Below are 21367 nucleotides of genomic sequence, written 5' to 3' on the forward strand. Positions count from 1 at the left end.
GCGGTTTTTTGCCGTCAGGTTTCATCGGCCCGGTTTTGCTCTGCGCGCTGGCTGCAGAAGACTTGAAACTGGGCCAGACAATCGGCGTTTTGTTCGAAAAACATGACCAGGGCCTGCAGCGAATCGAGCGTTCTTGGACTGACGTGGTGTTCAATCCCCTCCACGTCTTTTTGAATGGTCTCCTCACCGACATCGAGCATGCGCAGGAACTCGGCCAACATGCGGTGCCGCTCCTTCATCTGCTTGCCGAGCCGCTGTCCCCGTGAAGTTAAAATGATGCCCCGGTACTTCTCGTAGGTGACGTACTGATTTTCGTCGAGCTTCTGCAGCATTTTGGTCACGGATGACGGCTGGACTTCAAGCGAGGAAGCAATGTCCGAGACACGGGCGTAGCCCTTGTCATGCATCAACTCGTAAATTTTTTCCAGATAGTCTTCCATGCTTGGCGTCAGCAATTTCATAACCTCCGTACCGTGGTTATTTCATCTTACACGACACAAGCCGGTTGTGACAATTGAATGTGGTTTACAAAGTCATTTCGAATCGACTGTCTGGGAAACAGGGGTCCGTTTGCGTCGCCGCGAATCCACATGAACAAGCGGGGAGGCGATCGGCACATGGACCTGTGGGAAGACGGCCAGAAAGACGAAACCTGGATGGACGGCGATGCGCCGCTTGAGCCGTTGGATGGGGAGGTGCCGCTCGGGCCCGGCGCTGTGTCTGGTGAAGGGCCTCGGCGGCGGCAGCGCAGGGCGGGGTACGCCGCGGCCTTTGTCTTGGGGACCCTGGTCTGCGCGGGCGTCTCGTTTTTCTTGCACAGTTCCCCGGCAGGTGCAGGGGCCGCGGGGGCATCTGCCGCCAACAGCGGCGCACAGGCGGGGTCTGTGCGTGCGCCTCAGGGCGGCGAGGCGAGTGAGGCGGCGAATGGCATCGTGATCGACATCCAGGGGGACGTACACCATCCGGGCGTGTATACGCTGGCTCCGAACGCGCGCGTCAAGGATGCTGTGCAGGCAGCGGGCGGCTACCTGCATGCGGCGGACGCGCAGAACGTGAACGAGGCTGCGCCGTTGAACGATGGGACAGAGGTGGTGATTCCAGCTTCCGGTTCGGCGGCGCCGTCCCCCGCAGCTCCCCCCGCAGGCGCGGGCGGCGAGGGCAGTGGCGGTGCGTCAACTGCGAGCAGCGCTTTGGCGGCGCCGGCGGGCGGTTCGAGTGGCGCAGGTGCCTCTGCACCGGGGCCGGGTACGCAGCAAATTGACTTGAACACGGCCGACCTTGCGACCCTGGAGACGCTGCCCGACATCGGTCCGACCCGGGCGGCGGCCATTCTCGCCTATCGCACGGCGCACGGACCTTTTCCCAGTGTGCAGGCGGTTCAAGACGTTCACGGCATCGGTCCGACCATCTATTCGCATATTGCGCCGTATTTGTATGTGGGACGTGCACAGTCTTCATCCACCACGTACAATGGGTAGACAGAAACGGCGGGTGCACATCGCAAAGGTATGGGGAGGTGAGGGGTGTGCACATGAATTGGATGACAATTGCTTTTGCCGTGATTTTGCTCTGGTCTGTCGTCTGGGGCGCGAAACGGCGGTTCGCAACGGAGATGGGGGTCGTCATCGCGCAGTTGATCTCGGTGGCCGTCGGCATCGCTGCGCTGTGGGCCGCTTGGGTGGGCAGCGCCCGCTTGTCCAACCTGGCGACGCATGCCAAGGTGCAAACCCTTCCCCATGTTGTGATGCAGGTGCTGCAGGTGTGGCAGCAGGCGCCCGGCATCGCAAGGGCCATCGTGTTTTTTATTGTGTATCTCGTTGTCTCCAGCATTCTCAACAGCTTGCTGCAGGGCCTCGCGGTGCTCGTTCCGCGGTTGATTCCGGGGATGTTGGGCAAGAGCCGGCTGCTCGGCGGCGGCTTGGGCGCCGTGGTTGGTGCGGCCCGGGTGATTGTGCTCGGCGGACTGGTCTACGTGGTCTTGCAGTACCTGTCGGTACCCATTCTGGCCAGCGCGGCCAAAACCTCCGGTCCCTATCAGTACTTGCGGCAGACGCTGTATGACCCGTGGATTCGACCCTTGACGACGCGAGAACTGCCGGTGTACGCGCAAGGGGCGCTGGAGCCGTTGTCGAAGAACATCAACATGTTCGTCATACCCACGGGGGTTGGACAGGAACGCGGCGTACTGGTGGTGCCGAAACAAGTGTCGTCGCTCGCCAAGCAAATTGTCGCCGGCCAAACAACGGCGCGCGGCAAAGCGTATGCGCTCTACGAATGGGAAATTCACCACATCCATTACGACTGGAAAAAATATGATGATTACGTATACCACGGAAAGTGGGATCAGCAGTCTCCCCTGCAAACCCTCGAGACGGGCAAGGGCGTCTGCGCGGACTACGCACTCCTGTACGCTGACATGGCGCATTCCGTGGGCCTGACGGTGCAGATTGATGAAGGCCTCGGCGGAACCCCCGGGCAGTACGGCTCGCACGCGTGGAATCAGGTGTGGCTGCCGTCTTCTCAAACCTGGATTCCCGTGGATACGACTTGGGGCTCGCAGCAGGACGCGTGGTTTGACGCGCCGAACTTCAGTCAGACGCACATCCAGCAAATCGCGATTACCATTTCGGGGGCAGGTGCCTGAACGTCTGGCGCTTCCGGCAGACCGTTGTCTGCCTCTTCGTATTTACGATGGGTTATGGTTTGTCACTCGGGGGCAAGCGTGGATGGCCGGCGCTTGCCCCCGTTCTCATGCTGCTGTTGGGTTGGGCTGCCGCGGCCTGTCTCGTCGACCGGTGGCGGACCAGCTCGCTAGCGGTGCGCCAGCCCGTGCGGCGCATGGAACCGTGGCGGACCTGGCTGCGGAAAAGCATCGTCCTGGCGCTTGTTGCCAGCCTCGGCATCGGTTACGGCGGTTGGCGGGTCAGCCTGGTGCCGACGCAAGTCGACCGCTGGCTCGGGCAGCCGGCGCAGTTCGACGCGCGCGTGTCGTCGCTCAAAGCGGTGACGGGCGGCGAAGTGCTGGACCTGCAAATCGACCGAATGGTGGCGGATGGTCAAACCCACCGCTGTCAGGTCAGCGCAGAGTGGCCCCTTTGGGGGACGGCCGACGACGGCTCGTTTCATGCCGGGGATACGGTGACGTTGTCGGGTGTCCTCGTCTACCCGCAGGCGCAAACGTCGAAAGGCATGCCCCTGCAGCGTGAGCTCGCAAAGGCGGGCATCGACTACACGTTTCAAGGCAAGTGCCTGACGGACCAGCCTGTGTCAAGCTCGCTTCTGTCGCGCATGCGGGCGGAGGTCGATCGCGCTGTTGCCGCGGTCCCGGCCGGGACCACCGACGAGAAGACCTTGCTCGAGAGTGTGGTGTTTGGCGGAGAGAACGTGTCCGGCGCGGAGCAGCAGACCTTCCTCGCCGCAGGCTTGCTGCACGTGCTGGCGGCCAGCGGCGCCAACATTATGCTGATTGAATCGGCACTCGCACGTATCGCCGGACCATTGTGGCGGCGGCTGCACCTGCCGGCGGTCGGCTGGACTCTCAGCCTCATCGCCTTTGCCTGGGGGTTTGCGGCGCTCGCTGGGTTTGGGGCGTCCATCGTGCGCGCGGCCATCATGTCGAGTTACCGCCATCTCGGCCGCGCGTTCAGCCGCCCTGTCGCGATGCTGGACGGACTGAGCATGTCGGCCTTCGTCATGTCGATTTGGCAGCCATCCGAAATGAGCACGCCGAGCGCCCTGTTGTCGTTCGTCGCGACCGCGGCGCTGGCGTTTGGCATGCATGCCAGCCGGCACCCTCGCCGCCGAGCGAACACGCGGCCCATCATGGCGGTGTGCCGCAGCTTGTGGTCCCATCTGCAAAGCACCCTGATTTCCTCGCTCGTCATCGAGTTTGCGCTCGCGCCGCTCACGCTGGTCTTATTTCAACAGGTGACCCCCTATGCGTTTCTCACCAACTTGTTGGTCGAACCGGTGCTCATGTTCCTGCTGCCGCTGTCCGCCGGGTACATGCTCGTCTCGCTTGCGGCACTTGGCTGGCCCGCGCTGATGCCAGTCGCGATCGGTTTCGCCCAATTGTGCGACCAGCTGCTGACGGTCGTTTTGTCCGTCGCGAACTTTATGGCCGCCCGGCCGAAGGCGCTGGTGACGACTGCTCCTGTGCCGCATGCGGACTGGTTCGTGCTCGGTTTCTACGGGTGCGGACTGTGTTTGTCAATCTTATGGCAAACCTCCGTCCGCCGCGGTGGCAACTCGCCGCCCAAGTTGTGATACAATATGTGCGGCAAAAACCGCGCACCATCGCCAATATCTGGACAATGCGGTTGGGGATGGACGGTTTTCAGATCGCGCATGGTAAACATGCAGACCATCATCAGTGGAGAGGGCGAGCGTTGATGAGCAATCGGATTTTAATTATTGGCGCGGGGTACGCCGGCATGCTGGCGGCCACCCGTCTTGAAAGAGTGTCTGAACCGTTCACCATGGTGAACAAAGACCCATACCACTATTTCACGACACTCCTGCACGAAGCGGCGGGCGGCCGCGGCGAACCGACCCATTACACCGTGCAAATCAAAGACGTGCTGCGCAAGCCAACGTCCGAAGTGATTGTGGACGAAGTGACGAAGATCGATCGCGAACGCCGGGTGGTGGTCGGCAAGTCGGGCGAATACAGCTTCGACTACCTCATTATTACCCTGGGTTGGGTTCCGGAATACTTTGGCATTGAAGGTCTGAAGGAAAACAGCTTGGTGCTGCGCAACGTGGATACGGCCGCGCATATTCGAAATCACATTGAACAACAGTTTCAGGCCTACTTGTCGGACGGCGATGAAACGCACTTGCGCATTGTCGTTGGCGGCGGCGGGCTGACCGGCATTGAACTGCTCGGCGAATTGCTGGACTGGGTGCCGAAGCTCTGCGTGAAGTACGGGGTGAACCCGTCCCTCGTCGACCTGCAGAACGTCGAAGCCATGCCGAACATTCTCCCGCAAGTCTCTGCGACGCTCCGCGAGGTGGCTGTCCAGACGTTGACGGAACGCGGCGCGACGCTGCGGACGAATACGAAAATCGTCAAGGCGGAGCCGGGTGTGCTGCACGTGGATGGCGCTGAGCCCATTCGTGCGGGAACCATCATCTGGACCGGCGGTGTCCGCGCCAATCCGCTGTTGGCGGAAGCAGGCTTCACCGTCGACCGCCGCGGCAAGGCAAAGGTCAACGCCTATCTGCAGTCTGTCGATGACGAACGGATTTTCATCGGCGGCGACAGCGCCTGGTGCGAGGACGCAGAAGGCAAGCCGGTACCGCCCACCGCGCAGGCGGCCATGCAGATGGGGAAGGTCATCGGTGACAACGTCAGTTCGCACATTCACGGACAGCCAATGCGCATGCTCACCCTGAAGAACAAAGGAACCCTGGCATCGCTGGGGCCGGAAGTGGGCGTCGGAGACGCGTTCGGGATTCCGGTGAAAGGCGTCGCCGCTGGACTTGCGAAAGAAGCGACGAAAGTGGAGTACCTCTGGGAGCTTGGCGGACTTCGCCTGGTAGCGGACAAAACAGGAGAGGTTGTGCACATTTAATGCAGGATTGGCAGACAGCGATGAAGGACCTGCAAACGAAGCCGCTGTCTCCAGTGTATGTGCTGCTCGGCACGGAACCTTGGCTCATGCGAAGGTTCATTGAGGCGGTTCGGGACAGGCTGGCTGAGGCAACAGGCCAGCCGGTTGACCTGAACCGCTCTTCTTTTGAAGACGACGGTGCCGAAGCTGCGCTCGCAGGCTGTGAGACGGTGTCCTTGTTTGCGTCATCCAGTGTGCAGGTCCTGGAGAACTGTACGGCGCTGCTGCCGCCTGGGAAGGCGAAGTCCGGGAAGCACGACACCACCCTGCTGGAAGCGTATCTGGCCAATCCCATCCAGGGCGGGAATATCCTCATCCTGACGGCGCTGGGAGAAAAATTGGACGAGCGCAAGAAGCTCGTCAAGCTGGCCAAGAAGCACGTGGTGGTGGACTGCAGCACGCCTGCAGCGCACGCAGCCGCGGCGCTGGTGCAGCAGATGGCGCGACGTTTGGCGATCGACGTGACATCGGATGCAATTGCGGAGCTGGTCCGCCGGACGCAGCGTTTGTCTGTCGCGATGACGGAACTCGAGAAGCTTCATGTGTACGCGTGGGGGCGGACCATTCAAGTGGAGGATGTTCAAACGCTCGTGGCGGCCCCTTCTGAGGACGACATTTTTCACTGGATTGACCTCGCGGTCAAGGGGCAAGTGAAGGCCGCGCTCGATGCGGTGGACGACCTGTGGATTGCCGGCATCGACCCGTTTGCGGTGATTGCGCTGCTCGGCCGCCAGTGGCGGCTGATTTGGTACGCGGGCCGCGCCGCACAGACGCATGAGCACCCGCGGGACACAGCGGCCCTTGCCGGGGCGCCTCCGTTTGCGATGAAGATCGCGGCCGAACAGGCACGCGGCTTGTCGCTCGGACAAATCGAAGACATGCTGCTGCTCGTGGCGGATGCGGAACTCGCGCTAAAGCAGGGGCGCCGCGATCCGCACCAGACCGTAGAGTGGCTGGTGCTGGAATTTGCCGCCGCGCGTGAAAACCGCCATACCCGGGCAAGTTACACGTGAGTGAGCCTGACACCGCACGCAGCGGTGGGTTCGGGCAGGGGAACGATGCTCATAAGGGGGCGAAGGCATGGCACGCAGACGCAGGCGTCTCTTGGTGCCTGAAGCGCGCGCGGCGATGGATCGTCTGAGAGGGCAGGTCGTGGACCCGGCTTCCGTTCCGTATGCGAATACGGCAGACAAGGGGAACCTGACGACCCGCCAGGCTGGCGAGATGGGCGGTGAAATCGGCGGGAGCATGGTGCGGAAGCTGATTGAAATCGCCGAGCAGGAGTTGTCCGCCGAGCAGGGGTTGTCCGACCCGCACTCCTGACCAGCCGCAAGCCCAGCGTGCAGGTCATTTGGAACAAGCAAAGGGCTGCCCCGTGTTGGGACAGCCCTCTGGTGATATGGCACACGCTTTCGGTATGGCCATACGGATTCCGGTTACTCTGCGGCAGACTGCTTCGTGACCGCATTGAATCGGCGCGTCAAACGGGACTTTTTGCGGCTGGCCGTATTGCGGTGGATAATTCCCTTGGTCGCCGCCTTGTCCAATGCCCGGGTGGCAATGCGAAGTGCCAGACGAGCCTGTTCAACATCGTTTTGGTTGAGCGTTGCTTCGAACTTCTTCAAGGTCGTGCGCAACGCCGAACGCAAGGAGGTATTCCGCAGCGACCTTTTGGCTGTCGTACGGACGCGTTTTTCCGCGGACTTGATATTGGGCATGGTTTCACCTCCTTGACATCCCTTCTTGCAGACAGATTCGACTATACCACACTGATTGCCGCAGTCGCAACACTTTCGTCCATTTCGAGAGGAGGAGACAGCGCATGAGTCGTACCGATGACCCAAGGGAACCGTTTGAGGCCGTCCCGCAAACCTTCAGCCCGCGAACGGACCTCGCGGTGGAGGCGCACGAACTGGCGCGTGCGGCCGCACCCAACCTGCGCGGCATCGATGAATCCGTGGAAGAGCTGGAGAATTTTCGCATCACCCGCGTTCACGTGCGCACGGTGGAAGGGGCGCGGGCGATTGGCAAACCCCCTGGGACCTACATTACACTGGATGTGCCGGGGATCCGCCGCCGCGATCCGGCATTACAGGATGAGGTCGCAGCGCACCTGGCCAAAGAGCTGCAGCAACTCATTGATATTCCGGAAGACGGCTCCGTGCTGGTGGTCGGCTTGGGGAATTCACATGTGACACCGGATGCATTGGGGCCGTTGGTGATGAATCGTCTGTTTGTGACAAGACACCTGTTTCATTACATGCCGGAGGCGATTGGCGAAGGGTACCGCACGGTCAGCGGTGTGGCCCCGGGCGTGCTGGGCATCACTGGCATCGAGACGAGCGAAATCGTCCAGGGGATTGTGGAGCACGTGAAGCCGGATTTGGTGGTGGCCATCGATGCGCTCGCCGCGCGCTCGCTCTCGCGCGTGAACGCGACCATTCAAATTGCGGATACCGGGATCAACCCGGGTGCCGGGGTAGGGAACAAACGGAAAGCGTTGAATCGGGAAACATTGGGCATTCCCGTCATCGCGGTGGGCGTTCCGACCGTCGTGGACGCTTCCACGATTGCGAACGACAGCATGGAACTGCTGCTGGGGCAGCTCCGGTCGTCCGTTCCGAACAATGGGGCGACCAAGATTTTCGACCAGTTCAGCCCAGAGGAGAAGTGGCAGATGATTCGAGAAGTGCTGGAGCCGCTGGGTGACAATTTGATGGTGACACCCAAAGAAATCGACGAGTTCATTGACGACACCGCGCACGTGGTCGCCAAGGGGTTGAATCTCGCGCTTCACCCCGGGATGACCAGCGAAGACGCGGACGTCTTGACGCATTAATATGGAACGTATGATCATACATGGAGTGACGGGCCGGTTCGTGATTCACGAGAAGTTTTATTTGACTGTTAAATATTTATCGTGTTAAAATACATTCGTAGATAGCGCACGACCCATACCTTTGTGCGCCAAGACTGCTTCCCTGCGGACGTCGGAAGGATTGTACACGGGTCGCCCAGGGAAGCAGGACTCTGTCTTAGGAAAAGCGAGGTTTCGTCTGGTGGCAACTGCAGCAGTACAGACAACAAATCGAATTACGGGCCAGCGCAAGTGGTGGGCACTGGCAACCGTGTTGTTGACGATGTTTTTCTCATCGATGGACCAAACCGTCGTGTCGACCGCCATGCCGACCATCATCAGCGATTTGAAAGGTTTTTCGCTGTACGCCTGGGTGTTCAGCGCGTATATGATGGCGTCGTCGGTGACGGTGCCGATTTACGGAAAACTGTCGGATGTGTTCGGACGTAAGCCGTTTTATTTGTTTGGTCTCATTATGTTCGGTATCGGCTCCGCGGTGTCCGGTCAGGCGCATACCATGATGGAATTGATTTGGGCGCGTGCCTTCCAGGGCATCGGAGCGGGTGCGATGATGAGCATGCCGCGCGCGACGGTCGGCGACATCTTTGATCCGAAGGAACGCGGCCGGTGGATGGGCGTCATGATGGGCGTGTTCGGCCTGTCCAGTATCATCGGCCCCGCGCTCGGCGGGTGGATCACGGACACGTTCTCGTGGCGCTGGGTGTTTTACATCAACCTGCCCTTTGCGGTGCTGGCCATCATCGGCGTGCTGTTCACGCTGCCCCGGGTTCGCGCCGAGCATCAGGTCAAAGTGGACTGGTTCGGGTCGGTCATTCTGGTGGTTGGCCTGCTGCCGATTTTGCTCGGGCTCACGTGGGCTGGCAGCAAGTACGCGTGGGGCTCTCCGGTTGAGCTGACCCTGTTCATCGGCGGCGCCATCGTGTTGGTGCTGTTTATTCTCTGGGAGCGGCGGGCGTCGGATCCGATTCTGACCCCGGTGTTGTTCAAAAACCGCACGTTTACCACGTCGCTCATCCTCGGCGTGCTGGTGGGCATGACGATGTTTGGGAGCTTGATGTTCCTGCCCATTTACGTGCAGGGTGTCATTGGCCTGAACGCACAGAGCAGCGGGTGGGTTATGGCACCGATGATGATTGGGTTTATCATCGGGTCCATGGCCTCCGGTCAGATTACCTCGAAGACCGGCCGCTACAAGGTGCTTGGGATTGTCAGTGCGGCGGTCATCATCGTCGGGTCGTTCCTGCTCAATCGGATGAACATCAACACCACGTGGCCGACGGTTGTCGTGAACATGGTTGTCCTCGGCCTTGGCATCGGATCGCTGATGCCGATGATGAACCTTGCTGTGCAAAACGCGTTCCCTTACCGCATGATGGGGACGGTCAACTCGACGCAGCAGTTCGTCGGTTCGCTCGGCGGCGTCATTGCGTCACCGATTTTTGGGTCCGTGTTGAACAAGGCGTTTGCGCACAAGTTGACCACGGCGATGCCCGCGACGTTGAAGCAATACCAGTCGAAATTGGCGGGAATTAATCCCCAGCAGCTGTTGACGAAGCAGGCGCAGCAGTCCATTGCGTCCGACTTCAGCAAATTCGGCGCAGCCGGACATCAATTGTATCTGCAGCTCATGCATGCGGTGAAGGTGTCGTTGACGTTCGGGATCCACCGGTTGTTCGAGGTTGGGTTGGTCTTCGCCATTCTGTGCTTCATCGCGACCTTCTTCCTGCCGGAAGCGAAACTGAAGGGCCAGGAGTACTTCGAAGACGCGGGCGACCAGACGAAGGCTTCCACGGCCGCGACAGAGTAACGTGACGGCTTCATGTGGCCGCGTATCGGAACGCCGGCACGCGGCGGCGGAACCGAAAAGCAGACGACGATAGCAGCTTTGCGGTCGCCCGGGGACACCTCGGGCGACCGTTTTGACATGGGGCGTCATCGACCTCCTGATGCTTCCTGGTCACAACGTTTTCACGGTGCGCGCGTGATAATCTATCAAATTCATTCATATGAATCCTTAGTAGGATACCCGCTGTGCATGGGATGGCCAAGGCGGGTCACGATAAGGGGTTGATATGAATGAGTGGCGCGAAGAGTTCACACCAAGCCGTCGACGCAGCGCGCCGCGGCGGTTTTCACAAGGATTGGATTCGCCAAATGCTCAAGCGGGCGCTGGCGATGACGTTGTTTCTGGGGGTGCTCATCGGCGGGGGGGCGGCTGCCTTCAGTCTGTTGGCGGCCGGGATCTCCGCACTCTCCAACGCCACAGCGCAGACGCAGTCACAGTCTGACGCGGCCCAGACGACGGCGGCCGGGTCGGGGAGTTCCACGACGGGTACCGCAGCGCCGTCCGCCGGCAGTGTAGCCCCGTCCGCCGGCAGCGCGGCCTCGCCCGCCAGCAGTGCAGCGGCAGACGACGGCCAGCTGTATGGGGACACGGGTGCATACGGGGCGTACGGGGAGGCTGGGTGGAGTGAGTCCTCCGCGCAGCCGGCGCCCAGCGTGATCGACAAACTCAACAACCAGCTGGACCACATGAGCAGCCCCATCATGGGTGCCATCGACGGGGGCGGCATCACGGTCGGAAACCGCGTGCAAAGTGCCTTTGGCCGCATGCTCGCTGGAGTCATCAATACGCTCTTCCTCGAGCAAAACGATGCGCCTGCATCTTCCGCCGCGTCCGCGGGCAGCGGCGCCGAGACGGGCGCAATCCAATGACCGTCTCCCAGCTGTTCGTCTGAGCGGGGGGTACGCGCGCGGGGCATGGTATGTTCGTGCGCGTGGTGCTATAATGTGTCACAGCAAATCGCGGCAGCCGCGCCTTCGTGCGCGGCCCTTTCATAGAAGCGGCAGAGCGGCTTACGCCCATGCGGCGCCGGCCAATCGCCCAGGGAGGACACTTGGCGTTGCAGGACCGACAACAACGGATTCGGAATTTCTCCATCATCGCCCATATCGATCACGGCAAATCCACGCTCGCCGACCGCATCCTGGAGTTTACCGGCGCAGTCTCGCAGCGGGAAATGCAGGAGCAGCTGCTCGACCAGATGGATCTCGAGCGGGAGCGCGGCATTACCATCAAGCTGCAGGCGGTTCGTCTGTACTACCGCGCCAAGGACGGTGAGGAGTACGAGCTGAACCTGATTGATACGCCTGGCCACGTCGACTTCACGTACGAAGTTTCGCGCAGCCTGGCGGCCTGCGAAGGGGCGCTCTTGGTCGTCGACGCGGCCCAGGGCATTGAGGCGCAGACCCTGGCCAATGTCTATCTGGCGCTCGAGAACGACCTGGAAATCCTGCCCGTCATCAACAAAATCGACTTGCCAAGCGCCGACCCGGACCGTGTGAAACAGGAAATCGAAGACATCATTGGGCTAGACGCCAGTGAAGCGGTACTGGCCTCGGCGAAGACGGGCGTTGGCATCGAGGAAATCCTGGAGCAAATTGTGACCAAGGTGCCGCCGCCGCAGGGGGACGCCGGGGCGCCCTTGCAGGCGCTCATCTTCGACTCGCACTACGACCCATACCGCGGGGTCATCACCTATATTCGCGTGATGAACGGCGAAGTCAAACCGGGCATGCGCATTCGCATGATGGCAACCGGGGCGGAATTTGAAGTGACGGAAGTGGGGGTCTTTCGGCCGCGGATGTCGACAGTCGACAGTCTGTCAGCGGGCGAGGTCGGGTACCTGGCGGCGAGCATCAAAAATGTGCGGGACGCTCGGGTGGGGGACACCATTACGTCCGCCGAGCGTCCGGCCGCCAGTGCCCTGCCGGGGTATCGGAAGGCGAACCCCATGGTGTTCTGCGGCCTGTATCCTGTCGACAGCAACGACTACCATGACCTGCGGGACGCGCTTGAGAAGCTGGAGCTCAATGACGCTGCGCTCACGTACGAGCCCGAAACCTCGAGCGCCCTCGGGTTTGGTTTCCGCTGCGGGTTCCTTGGGCTTTTGCACATGGAAATCGTGCAGGAGCGGCTGGAGCGGGAGTACAACCTGACGCTCATCACCACCGCGCCCAGTGTGGTCTACCGTGTGTACCTGACGGACGGGACGATGGTCGAGATCGACAATCCGACCAACATGCCGGCCGGCGACCGCATCGACCATGTGGAGGAACCCTATGTCAAGGCCTCCATCATCGTGCCGAACGACTTTGTCGGCGCCGTCATGGAGCTGTGCCAGGAGAAGCGCGGCATTTACAAGGATATGCAGTATTTGGACCAGACCCGGGTGACGGTCGTCTACGAGTTGCCACTGTCGGAAATTGTCTACGACTTCTTCGACCGGCTGAAGTCGTCCACCAAGGGGTACGCGTCCCTGGATTACGAGCTCATCGGCTACCAGCCGTCCGACTTGGTGAAGATGGACATTCTCTTGAATGGCGAGGCTGTGGACGCACTGTCGTTCATTGTTCACCGCGACAAGGCGTACAACCGCGGGCGTGTGCTGTGCGAAAAATTAAAGGAACTGATTCCACGGCAGATGTTTGAAGTGCCGATTCAGGCGGCGATTGGGAACCGGGTGGTCGCGCGCGAGACGATTCGCGCGATGCGAAAGAATGTGCTCGCCAAGTGCTACGGCGGGGACATCACGCGCAAGCGCAAGCTGCTGGAGAAGCAGAAGGAAGGCAAGAAGCGGATGAAGCAGGTCGGCAGTGTCGAGGTGCCGCAGGAGGCATTCATGGCCGTTCTGAAGATGGAGTGATGAGCATGCGCACGGTACCTTTGCGGCTTCGCGACGGTGTTCGGCGACAGGCACCGACGTCCCTGTATGTGCACATCCCGTTCTGTGCCAGCCGTTGTTATTATTGCGATTTCACGACCTATGTGGCGCCGAAAGGCGCCATTGCTGCGTACCTTGACGAGTTGGGGCGGGAGTTTGAGCTGTTGGCGCCGCAGGTCACCCATCCCCTGCAGACCGTGTTTTTTGGCGGCGGCACGCCGACGCTGCCTGACGCGCAGCAACTGGCAGACCTCATGGCGCGCCTGCGCAGCGCCTTTCCCATTGCGGCGGACGCCGAGATCACGATGGAAGCCAACCCAGGCACGGTGGATGCGGACAAGCTGGAGACGCTGCGCGCACACGGTGTCAATCGGCTGAGCTTCGGCGCCCAGACGTTCGAGCCGAGGCTCCTCATGACCATCGGCCGGCTGCACGACACGGATGCCATTTACAACAGTGTCCGCAGGGCCCAGCAGGCCGGGTTCGAGCGCATCAACCTGGATTTGATGTTTGGCTTGCCGGAACAGACGCTCGATGACGTGCGGCGTTCGCTCGACGAGACGTTGTCGCTCGGGATCGAACACGTCTCAGCCTACTGGCTGAAGGTGGAACCTGGGACGCCCTTCGCGGACTGGCAAGCGCGGGGGATGCTGCCGCTCCCCGGCGAGGACGCGGAAGGAGACATGTACGAAGAAGTGGTGCAAACCCTCGTTCGTGCCGGGTATCTTCATTATGAAGTGAGCAACTTCGCGCGGCCCGGCGGCGAAGCGCGGCACAACCTGGTGTACTGGCGGAACGAGCCGTACCTGGCGGCGGGCGTGGGTGCGCACGGGTATGTCCACGGCGAGCGTTATGAAAACGTCCGAACCCTGGCTGCGTATGCCAGCGCTCTGGCGGATGGGCGGCGTCCAGTGGCAGACACGATGCGGGTGTCTGTACGCGAAGCGTGCGAAGACACCATGATGCTGGGGCTGCGGCTGGCAGAAGGCGTGTCCCGGGCCGCCTTCCTGAAGCGGCACGGGGTGGCGATGGATAAGGTGTTTGGCAAACAGATTCGCGAACTGACGGCGCAGGGGCTGCTGGCCTGGACAGACGGCCGGCTGCATTTGACAGAACGGGCATGGCCGATTGCGAACGTCGTGTTTGAAGCGTTCATTGACACGGTTTCAATGCTTTGATAATCTTCATGATGGAACGTTAGCACTCGACATTCCTGAGTGCTAACAGACGAGGTGAATGAGGTATGCTGACGGACAGACAAAAGTTGATTCTGAGCATGATTGTCGAGGATTATGTCCGCGGCGCGGAACCGGTGGGTTCCCGGGCACTGTCCAAGCACCAGGAAATTCAGCTGAGCGCTGCGACCATCCGCAATGAGATGGCAGACCTGGAGGAACTCGGTTACCTCGATCAGCCGCATACGTCAGCAGGACGTATCCCTTCCCAGAAGGGCTATCGGTTTTACGTCGACCACCTGCTGAACCGCCGGGAGATTGACGCTCGGACGCTTGCCGCGCTGCGGGAAGTGTATTTTCAGAAGATGAATGAAGCGGAACGGATTTTCCATCAAACGGCGACGGTGCTGTCACAGTTGACGCAGTACACCACGATTGTGCTGGGTCCGCAGGTGCACGAGGAACGAATTAAGAGCATCCAGCTGGTGCCGCTGACCAGTCACACCGCCGTGGCGATTCTGGTGACCGAAACGGGCCAGGTGCAAAGCCGCCAGGTGCAGTGGCTGGAGGACATTTCGCCGGAGGACATGTCCCAGCTGGTCAGCTTGTTGAACACCAAGCTGCAGGGCGTGCCGGTTTCGCAGCTGCGGTCGCGATCGTACCGGGAAATCGCCGCTGAAATGACCAACGTGCTGGAGCATTGTGAAAACGCGATCGCGATGCTCGATGAACTGTGTGCGGTGGCGGACAGCGCCGACGAACGCTTGTATGTGGGCGGAACGACCAACATCCTGGCCCAGCCGGAGTTCCGGGACGTCGAGAAAGTCCGTCCGCTGCTGGCGCTGCTGGAAGAGGAAGGCGCGCTGCGAAGGGTGCTTCCGAGCTCCGGTTCGGGTATTCAGGTTCGCATCGGCATGGAGAATGGCCTGGAGCCGCTGCAGGACTGCACAGTCATTTCCGCGACGTATACGATTGCTGGCAAGTCGGTTGGCAGTGTCGGCGTCTTGGGACCGACACGCATGGACTATGCGCGTGTCATGCAGATTCTGGACTACGCGTCGCGGTCACTGACGCACGTTATGACACAGCGTGCGGCCGAAGCACAGGAGTAACGGCCGGCGGCGGGCGTTCTGCGCCTGCGCTGGACGGCCCGTGCCAAGGGCGCGGTGATGAAAACACGATGGAGGGCGAACATGGCAACGCAGCGACGGAACGATTCAGCGCAGGATTCACAGACCACCTCAAGCTCGGAACCAGCGGAGGAAGCGCGTGTGAGCGGGCAGTCGTCAGAGGCCGGGGACTCCGCGGGCGCTGCGGCGTCTGCCGCCGCAGCGGCAGGCGCCCAGACGGAGACGCAGGCGTCGGATTCAGCAGCGGCTGACGATGGCGCGCGTGCAGCAGCGACCGACGCAGCGGCGTCCGGACCCGCCGGGGAGGCGGAAGCTGAGGCGCAGGCCGAGGAAGGACAGCCGGATCCGCGTGACGCAGAAATTGACAGCCTGAAGCAGCAGCTCCTGCGTCTGCAGGCGGACTTTGACAACTTCCGCAGACGGACCCGCCAGGAGCGAGAAGAACTGCAGCTGTTTGCCACGCGCAAACTGCTCGGCGAACTGCTGCCCATCGCGGACAATTTCGACCGGGCGTTGTCGGCTTTTACCCCGGAAGCAGACCTGGAAACGGTGCGCGCGGGGGTTGAAATGGTACAGCGGCAGCTGCTCAATTTGCTGCAATCCTATGATGTGACGCAGATGGAGACGGTGGGCCAGCCGTTCGATCCAAACGTGCACGAAGCCGTGATGCAGGAACCGGCTGGCGACCGCGAAGCTGGCATCGTCGTCGAGGAGTTCCAAAAGGGGTACCGGATTGGCGACCGAGTGTTACGGCCAGCGATGGTCAAGGTCACCGTTTGAACAGGCTGCAGGATGTGAGACGAAGGCAGATCGAGGAGGAACAGGGATCATGGCAAAGGTGATTGGCATCGACCTGGGAACGACCAACTCTTGTGTGGCAGTCATGGAAGGCGGCGAGACCGTCGTCATTCCGAACTCTGAAGGGAACCGGACGACCCCGTCTGTGGTGGCGTTCTCGAAGGATGGCGAGCGGCTCGTCGGGGATGTTGCGAAACGTCAGGCCATCACGAATCCGGACCGCACGATTATTTCCATTAAGCGGCACATGGGGACCAATCATAAGGAAACCATTGACGGAAAGAGCTACACGCCGCAGGAGATTTCCGCGATGATTCTGCAGAAGCTGAAGGCGGATGCGGAGGCGTATTTGGGTGAAAAAGTGACGCAGGCGGTCATCACGGTACCCGCGTACTTCAGCGACAGCCAGCGCCAGGCGACCAAGGACGCCGGCCGCATCGCGGGGCTTGAGGTGCTGCGAATTGTCAACGAACCGACGGCTGCGGCCCTCGCGTACGGCCTTGACAAAGAAGGGGAGCACACCATTCTCGTCTATGACCTGGGCGGCGGTACATTTGACGTATCGATTCTCGAACTCGGCGACGGCGTGTTCGAGGTGAAGGCCACCAGCGGGAACAACCACCTGGGCGGCGATGACTTCGATGAGCGCATCATGCGGTACCTTGTGGACACCTTCAAGAAAGACACGGGAATCGACCTGAGTCAGGACAAAATGGCGATGCAGCGCTTGAAGGACGCGGCGGAGAAGGCGAAGAAGGAGTTGTCGTCGACGCTCACCACGACCATCTCGCTGCCGTTCATTTCCGCAGATGCCACCGGTCCGAAGCACTTGGAAGTCAACCTGACGCGGGCCAAGTTTGAAGAACTGACGGCTGACCTCGTGGAAATGACGCTGGAACCCACTCGGCAAGCCTTGAAAGACGCGGGGCTGTCCGAGAGTCAAATTGACCGCGTGATTCTGGTCGGTGGTTCGACGCGCATTCCGGCGGTGCAGGAAGCCATCAAAAAGCTGATTGGCAAGGAACCCTCGAAGGGCGTGAACCCCGACGAAGTCGTCGCGATTGGCGCTGCGATTCAGGCAGGTGTGCTGACCGGTGAAGTCAAGGACGTCGTGCTGCTCGACGTGACACCGTTGTCTCTTGGCATTGAGACGCTGGGCGGCGTGTTCACGCGCTTGATCGACCGCAACACAACGATTCCGACGTCGAAGAGCCAGGTGTTCTCCACGGCGGCCGACAACCAGACATCGGTGGAAATTCACGTACTCCAGGGTGAACGGGAGATGGCGCGCGACAACAAAACGCTGGGCCGCTTCACCCTCAACGACATTCCGCCGGCACCGCGCGGCGTTCCGCAAATCGAGGTCACGTTTGACATCGACGCCAACGGCATTGTCAACGTTTCCGCGAAGGACCTGGGTACCGGGCGCAGCCAGCGAATTACCATCACCGCTTCAAGTGGTTTGAGCAAGGAAGAGATCGACCGCATGATGAAGGAAGCCGAGCTGCATGCGGAAGAAGACAAGAAGCGGCGCGAGCAGATTGAGCTGCGCAACCAGGCGGACCAGCTGCTCTACCAGACCGAAAAGAGCCTGAAAGACCTCGGTGACAAGGCTGATGCAGCGCTCAAGTCCGAGGTCGAGGAGAAGCAGAAGAAGCTGCGCGACGCGCTGGGCGGCGACGATACGTCCGCGATTCAGTCGGCATATGATGAACTGACGCAGGTGCTGCACAAGCTGTCGACCAAACTGTACGAACAGGTGAAGACGGATGGGTCGGGCGCAGCCGCTGGTTCGACGGACAGCGCGCAGGACAACGTCGTGGATGCTGACTACAAAGTGGTGGACGAGGAGAAGTGAGTCCTCGATAACGACGCCGCGTACTGGCAAGTCGCGCCAGCTGCGCGGGTGCCAGCGGATGGACGCGAGGACGCGTCGTGGGCAGGTGTCGCAGCCGCGAAGTGTTCACAACAGCCCCGGGGGCAGGTGGGATCTGACGGCCCGGGGCATCGCTGTGATATGATAAGGTCGTCAACGGCTGGAGGGAGAGTCGGTGGAGAAACGAGATTATTACGAGGTCTTGGGTGTCGGACGGGACGCCAGCCCGGAAGAAATTAAGAAGGCCTACCGCAGGCTTGCGCGCCGGTACCACCCGGACGTCAACAAGGACGATCCCAACGCCGAACAGAAGTTCAAGGAAATTTCCGAGGCCTACGAGACGCTGTCCGATGCAAACCGGCGTGCTCGATACGACCAGTTCGGTCACCAGGATCCGACCCAGGGCATGGGCGGTGGTGGTTTTGAGGGCGGCGGCTTCTCCGACTTCGGTGGGTTCGGCGACATCTTTGATATGTTCTTTGGCGGCGGCCGGGCCCGTGGACCCCAGCGCGGGGCAGACCTGGAGTATGAGCTGGAAGTCGATTTCGAAGATGCTGCGTTTGGCATCGAGGAAGAGATTCAAATTCCGCGCACGGAGACCTGTTCAACGTGCGGCGGGTCCGGCGCCCGTCCCGGGACGCAGGTGGAGACCTGCTCGGCCTGTAACGGGACAGGTGAGCAGCAGTCTGTCGTCAATACCCCGTTCGGCCGCATGGTGAACCGGCGGGTGTGTTCGGTCTGTCACGGGAGCGGCAAACGAATCAAGAGCCCGTGTCCAGACTGCCACGGTCAAGGCCGCCGACGGGTGCGCCGAACGGTGAAAATCAAGGTGCCAGCCGGCGTCGACACGGGGATGCGGCTGCGTATGCCGGGCGCTGGCGAGCCCAGCCCGAACGGTGGGCAGCCGGGGGATTTGCACATTATCATCCGCGTCCGACCCCATGAGATTTTCGAACGGGATGGCAACAATGTGTATGTGGACGTGCCGCTGACGTTCGTGCAGGCCGCACTCGGCGATGAGATTGAGGTACCGACGCTGGATGGAAACGTCAAGCTGCGCATTCCGGAGGGGACACAGACCGGAACCATGTTCCGCCTGCGCGGCAAGGGCATTCCCAAGCTCGGGTCGCAAGCGCAGCGGGGCGATCAGCATGTGCGTGTGCACGTCATCACGCCGACCAATTTAACGGAGCGGCAGCGAGAACTCCTGCGCGAACTGGGCGGCGAACTGGGTGAGACGCCGCAGGAGCAGACGCGGACGTTCATTGAGCGTATGAAGAGCGCCTTCCTGGGCAATCACTGAAGCCGTCACTTGGCTCAACTTGGCGCGCACGGCTGCTTCCCGGACATCCCGTGTCCGAACGCTCGCGTTCGCACCAGAGCGGGCACCGGAAGTCCGGGAAACACTACATATGGGAAACACGACATCTATCGATATCGATGACCGAGTGGGTGAATCGTTTGCAGTGGTGGCAAGTGGAATTCGAAATCCCCAATGAGGCCGCGGAAGCGGCCGCCGCTTTATTAGGCGACTGGCCGGAGGTGGGCGGCGTGATGCTGGAGGGTCAGCACGCCGGCGCGATGCATCCGGAATTTGGCGAGTGGTACGAACTGCCGCCGCGGGAGACGGACGATGTGACGGTGACGGTGTACGTGCCGCAGCATCTAGCGGAGCCAGACATCGCTCTGCGGGTGCAGGCCGTGCTGGACCGCATTGAATCGGCCGATCTGGCTGTGGGTCCCGCACGAACGTCGCTGCGCACACAGCTGGTCGACCCGGAAGCGTGGGAGAATGCGTGGAAGGAGCAGTTTCACGCAATGCCGGTGGGCAAGCGGCTGATGGTGGTGCCGAAGTGGGAAGCACCCGCCGCGCCCTGGCGCGAGACACAGCGGCTGCCTGTCATCATTGAGCCAGGCATGGCCTTTGGCACGGGCTTGCACGCGACCTCGCAGCTGTGTCTGGAGGCGCTCGAGCACGCGGACGTGGCAGGACAGGTGCTGCTCGATGTCGGGTGTGGGACAGGCATTCTCTCGATTGCGGGTGCGAGGCTCGGCGCCAAGACTGTGTATGCGGTCGATCTCGATCCCGTCGCCGTCACCGCAGCCAGGGCGAACGTCGCGGACAACCAGCTGGCCGATGTGGTCGACGTGCGCGAAGGCAACCTGTTGTCAACTGCGCCCAACCTGATGTACGACGTCATTGTCGCGAACTTGCTGCGCGATCCGGTGATTGCCCTGACACCGCAGGCGGCCAAGCAGCTGCGTCCTGGCGGGCGTTACATCACGTCCGGGTACGTCGACACGCAGGCGGACGCGGTCCGGGCAGCGCTCCTGGCGGCTGGGCTGCACGTGACAGATGTCTTGCAGCGGGACGACTGGGTTGCCATCGTGGCGGAGCGGCCCGCATGAACCGGCGCGTCTTCACGAACGAATCGGTTGGCCCCGGGCAGGTCATGAACGTGACGGGCGAAAAGGGACACCACTTTGCGCGGGTCCTGCGGCTGCGCGACGGGGAGGCGCTGGTTGTGGCAGCGGCGAACGGGCCGCATGCTGCCGTCGTCACGTCGGTCGATGCGAAGCGAGGCGAAGTGACACTGCAAATTGGCGATCCGGTCGAGCGCCGCGATCCGGCGGTGCCTGTGTACCTCGTGCAGTCGTTCGCGAAAGGCGATAAGGTGGACGACGTCGTGGAAAAGTGCACGGAGCTCGGCGTGGCGGGGTTCTGCGTCTTGCCCACGCAGCGCAGCATCGGCCAGCTCACGGGTGAGCGGCTGACCGCCCGCCTGGCGCGCTGGCGCCGCATTGCGGCAGAGGCGGCCGGCCAGGCACAGCGCGATGCGGTTCCGTCCGTCGACTGGTATCCGGGGTTATCAGCGCTGGACGGGTATCTGGAGGACGTGCAGCCGGGCTTGCTCCTCTTGCTCGACGAACAGGAGACGACGTGCGGCATTCGCACGGCGCTGAAAGAGGCACTGACGCAGTCTGCACCGCTTCGCTCGGTGGTCCTGATGGTGGGCCCGGAGGGCGGCTGGGACGAACGTGAACGCGCGTGGCTGCGGCAGGCCGGCGCGCAGTCCATCACGATTGGCCAGCGGATTTTGCGCACGGAAACATCCGGGCTCGTCGCCGCGAGTGCCGTGTTGTACGAGATCGGTGAACTAGGGGGCTGAT

The 21367-nt window shown here is 61.5% G+C and carries 19 protein-coding genes; 17 read left to right on the plus strand and 2 right to left on the minus strand.

Annotated features, from left to right (window positions below; genetic code table 11):
- Positions 1-14: 14 nt before the first annotated feature.
- A complete protein-coding gene (gene mntR / locus JI721_RS13710; protein WP_274455428.1) occupies positions 15-455 on the minus strand; it encodes a transcriptional regulator MntR in 441 nt (146 codons plus the stop codon).
- 162 nt (positions 456-617) lie between these two features.
- Here mntR and JI721_RS13715 point away from each other — a divergent pair, with 162 nt between their 5' ends.
- The 6 genes from JI721_RS13715 (at position 618) to JI721_RS13740 (ending at position 6938) form a co-directional block, all read left to right on the plus strand.
- A complete protein-coding gene (locus tag JI721_RS13715) occupies positions 618-1478 on the plus strand; it encodes a helix-hairpin-helix domain-containing protein (RefSeq protein ID WP_274455429.1) in 861 nt (286 codons plus the stop codon).
- Positions 1479-1531: 53 nt separating this feature from the next.
- On the plus strand, positions 1532-2644 hold the full coding sequence (locus JI721_RS13720) for a transglutaminase domain-containing protein (RefSeq protein ID WP_274455430.1): 1113 nt from the start codon (positions 1532-1534) through the stop codon (positions 2642-2644).
- Between the two features lie 59 nt (positions 2645-2703).
- Positions 2704-4266, plus strand: a complete 1563-nt coding sequence (locus JI721_RS13725; protein WP_274455431.1) for a ComEC/Rec2 family competence protein — start codon at positions 2704-2706, stop codon at positions 4264-4266.
- A gap of 125 nt (positions 4267-4391) precedes the next feature.
- Complete coding sequence (locus tag JI721_RS13730; RefSeq protein WP_274455432.1) at positions 4392-5576, plus strand: NAD(P)/FAD-dependent oxidoreductase; 1185 nt, start codon at positions 4392-4394, stop codon at positions 5574-5576.
- A 20-nt stretch (positions 5577-5596) separates the two neighbouring features.
- The gene (gene holA / locus JI721_RS13735) at positions 5597-6628 is read left to right on the plus strand and encodes a DNA polymerase III subunit delta (protein WP_274455433.1); all 1032 of its coding nucleotides are present in this window, start codon (positions 5597-5599) and stop codon (positions 6626-6628) included.
- Positions 6629-6695: 67 nt separating this feature from the next.
- Entirely contained in the window at positions 6696-6938 is a 243-nt protein-coding gene (locus tag JI721_RS13740; protein ID WP_274455434.1) for an alpha/beta-type small acid-soluble spore protein, read from the plus strand.
- A 113-nt stretch (positions 6939-7051) separates the two neighbouring features.
- Here JI721_RS13740 and rpsT read toward each other — a convergent pair whose 3' ends face one another.
- A complete protein-coding gene (gene rpsT, locus JI721_RS13745; RefSeq protein ID WP_274455435.1) occupies positions 7052-7333 on the minus strand; it encodes a 30S ribosomal protein S20 in 282 nt (93 codons plus the stop codon).
- A 104-nt stretch (positions 7334-7437) separates the two neighbouring features.
- Between rpsT and gpr the strand changes: the two genes are divergently transcribed.
- The 11 genes from gpr (at position 7438) to JI721_RS13800 (ending at position 21366) form a co-directional block, all read left to right on the plus strand.
- Complete coding sequence (gene gpr / locus JI721_RS13750) at positions 7438-8454, plus strand: GPR endopeptidase (protein WP_274455436.1); 1017 nt, start codon at positions 7438-7440, stop codon at positions 8452-8454.
- 220 nt (positions 8455-8674) lie between these two features.
- Complete coding sequence (locus JI721_RS13755) at positions 8675-10300, plus strand: MDR family MFS transporter (protein WP_274455437.1); 1626 nt, start codon at positions 8675-8677, stop codon at positions 10298-10300.
- Between the two features lie 269 nt (positions 10301-10569).
- A complete protein-coding gene (locus JI721_RS13760) occupies positions 10570-11208 on the plus strand; it encodes a hypothetical protein (protein ID WP_274455438.1) in 639 nt (212 codons plus the stop codon).
- A gap of 149 nt (positions 11209-11357) precedes the next feature.
- Positions 11358-13199 carry a translation elongation factor 4 gene (gene lepA / locus JI721_RS13765; RefSeq protein WP_274455439.1) on the plus strand — a complete coding sequence of 614 codons (1842 nt, stop codon included), beginning with the start codon at positions 11358-11360 and terminating at the stop codon, positions 13197-13199.
- A gap of 5 nt (positions 13200-13204) precedes the next feature.
- Entirely contained in the window at positions 13205-14395 is a 1191-nt protein-coding gene (gene hemW, locus JI721_RS13770) for a radical SAM family heme chaperone HemW (protein WP_274455440.1), read from the plus strand.
- 65 nt (positions 14396-14460) lie between these two features.
- Positions 14461-15504 carry a heat-inducible transcriptional repressor HrcA gene (hrcA, locus tag JI721_RS13775; protein ID WP_274455441.1) on the plus strand — a complete coding sequence of 348 codons (1044 nt, stop codon included), beginning with the start codon at positions 14461-14463 and terminating at the stop codon, positions 15502-15504.
- 81 nt (positions 15505-15585) lie between these two features.
- Complete coding sequence (grpE, locus tag JI721_RS13780) at positions 15586-16302, plus strand: nucleotide exchange factor GrpE (protein WP_274455442.1); 717 nt, start codon at positions 15586-15588, stop codon at positions 16300-16302.
- Positions 16303-16351: 49 nt separating this feature from the next.
- Entirely contained in the window at positions 16352-18178 is a 1827-nt protein-coding gene (gene dnaK, locus JI721_RS13785; RefSeq protein ID WP_274455443.1) for a molecular chaperone DnaK, read from the plus strand.
- Positions 18179-18371: 193 nt separating this feature from the next.
- Positions 18372-19499, plus strand: a complete 1128-nt coding sequence (gene dnaJ / locus JI721_RS13790) for a molecular chaperone DnaJ (protein WP_274455444.1) — start codon at positions 18372-18374, stop codon at positions 19497-19499.
- A 158-nt stretch (positions 19500-19657) separates the two neighbouring features.
- Complete coding sequence (prmA, locus tag JI721_RS13795) at positions 19658-20605, plus strand: 50S ribosomal protein L11 methyltransferase (RefSeq protein ID WP_274455445.1); 948 nt, start codon at positions 19658-19660, stop codon at positions 20603-20605.
- Positions 20602-21366: an RsmE family RNA methyltransferase gene (locus JI721_RS13800; protein WP_274455446.1), complete on the plus strand. Its 765-nt coding sequence runs from the start codon at positions 20602-20604 to the stop codon at positions 21364-21366. Before prmA ends, JI721_RS13800 begins: the two co-directional genes overlap by 4 nt.
- Position 21367 lies beyond the last annotated feature (1 nt).

This window comes from Alicyclobacillus cycloheptanicus, assembly GCF_028751525.1.
GTDB lineage: Bacteria > Bacillota > Bacilli > Alicyclobacillales > Alicyclobacillaceae > Alicyclobacillus_L > Alicyclobacillus_L cycloheptanicus.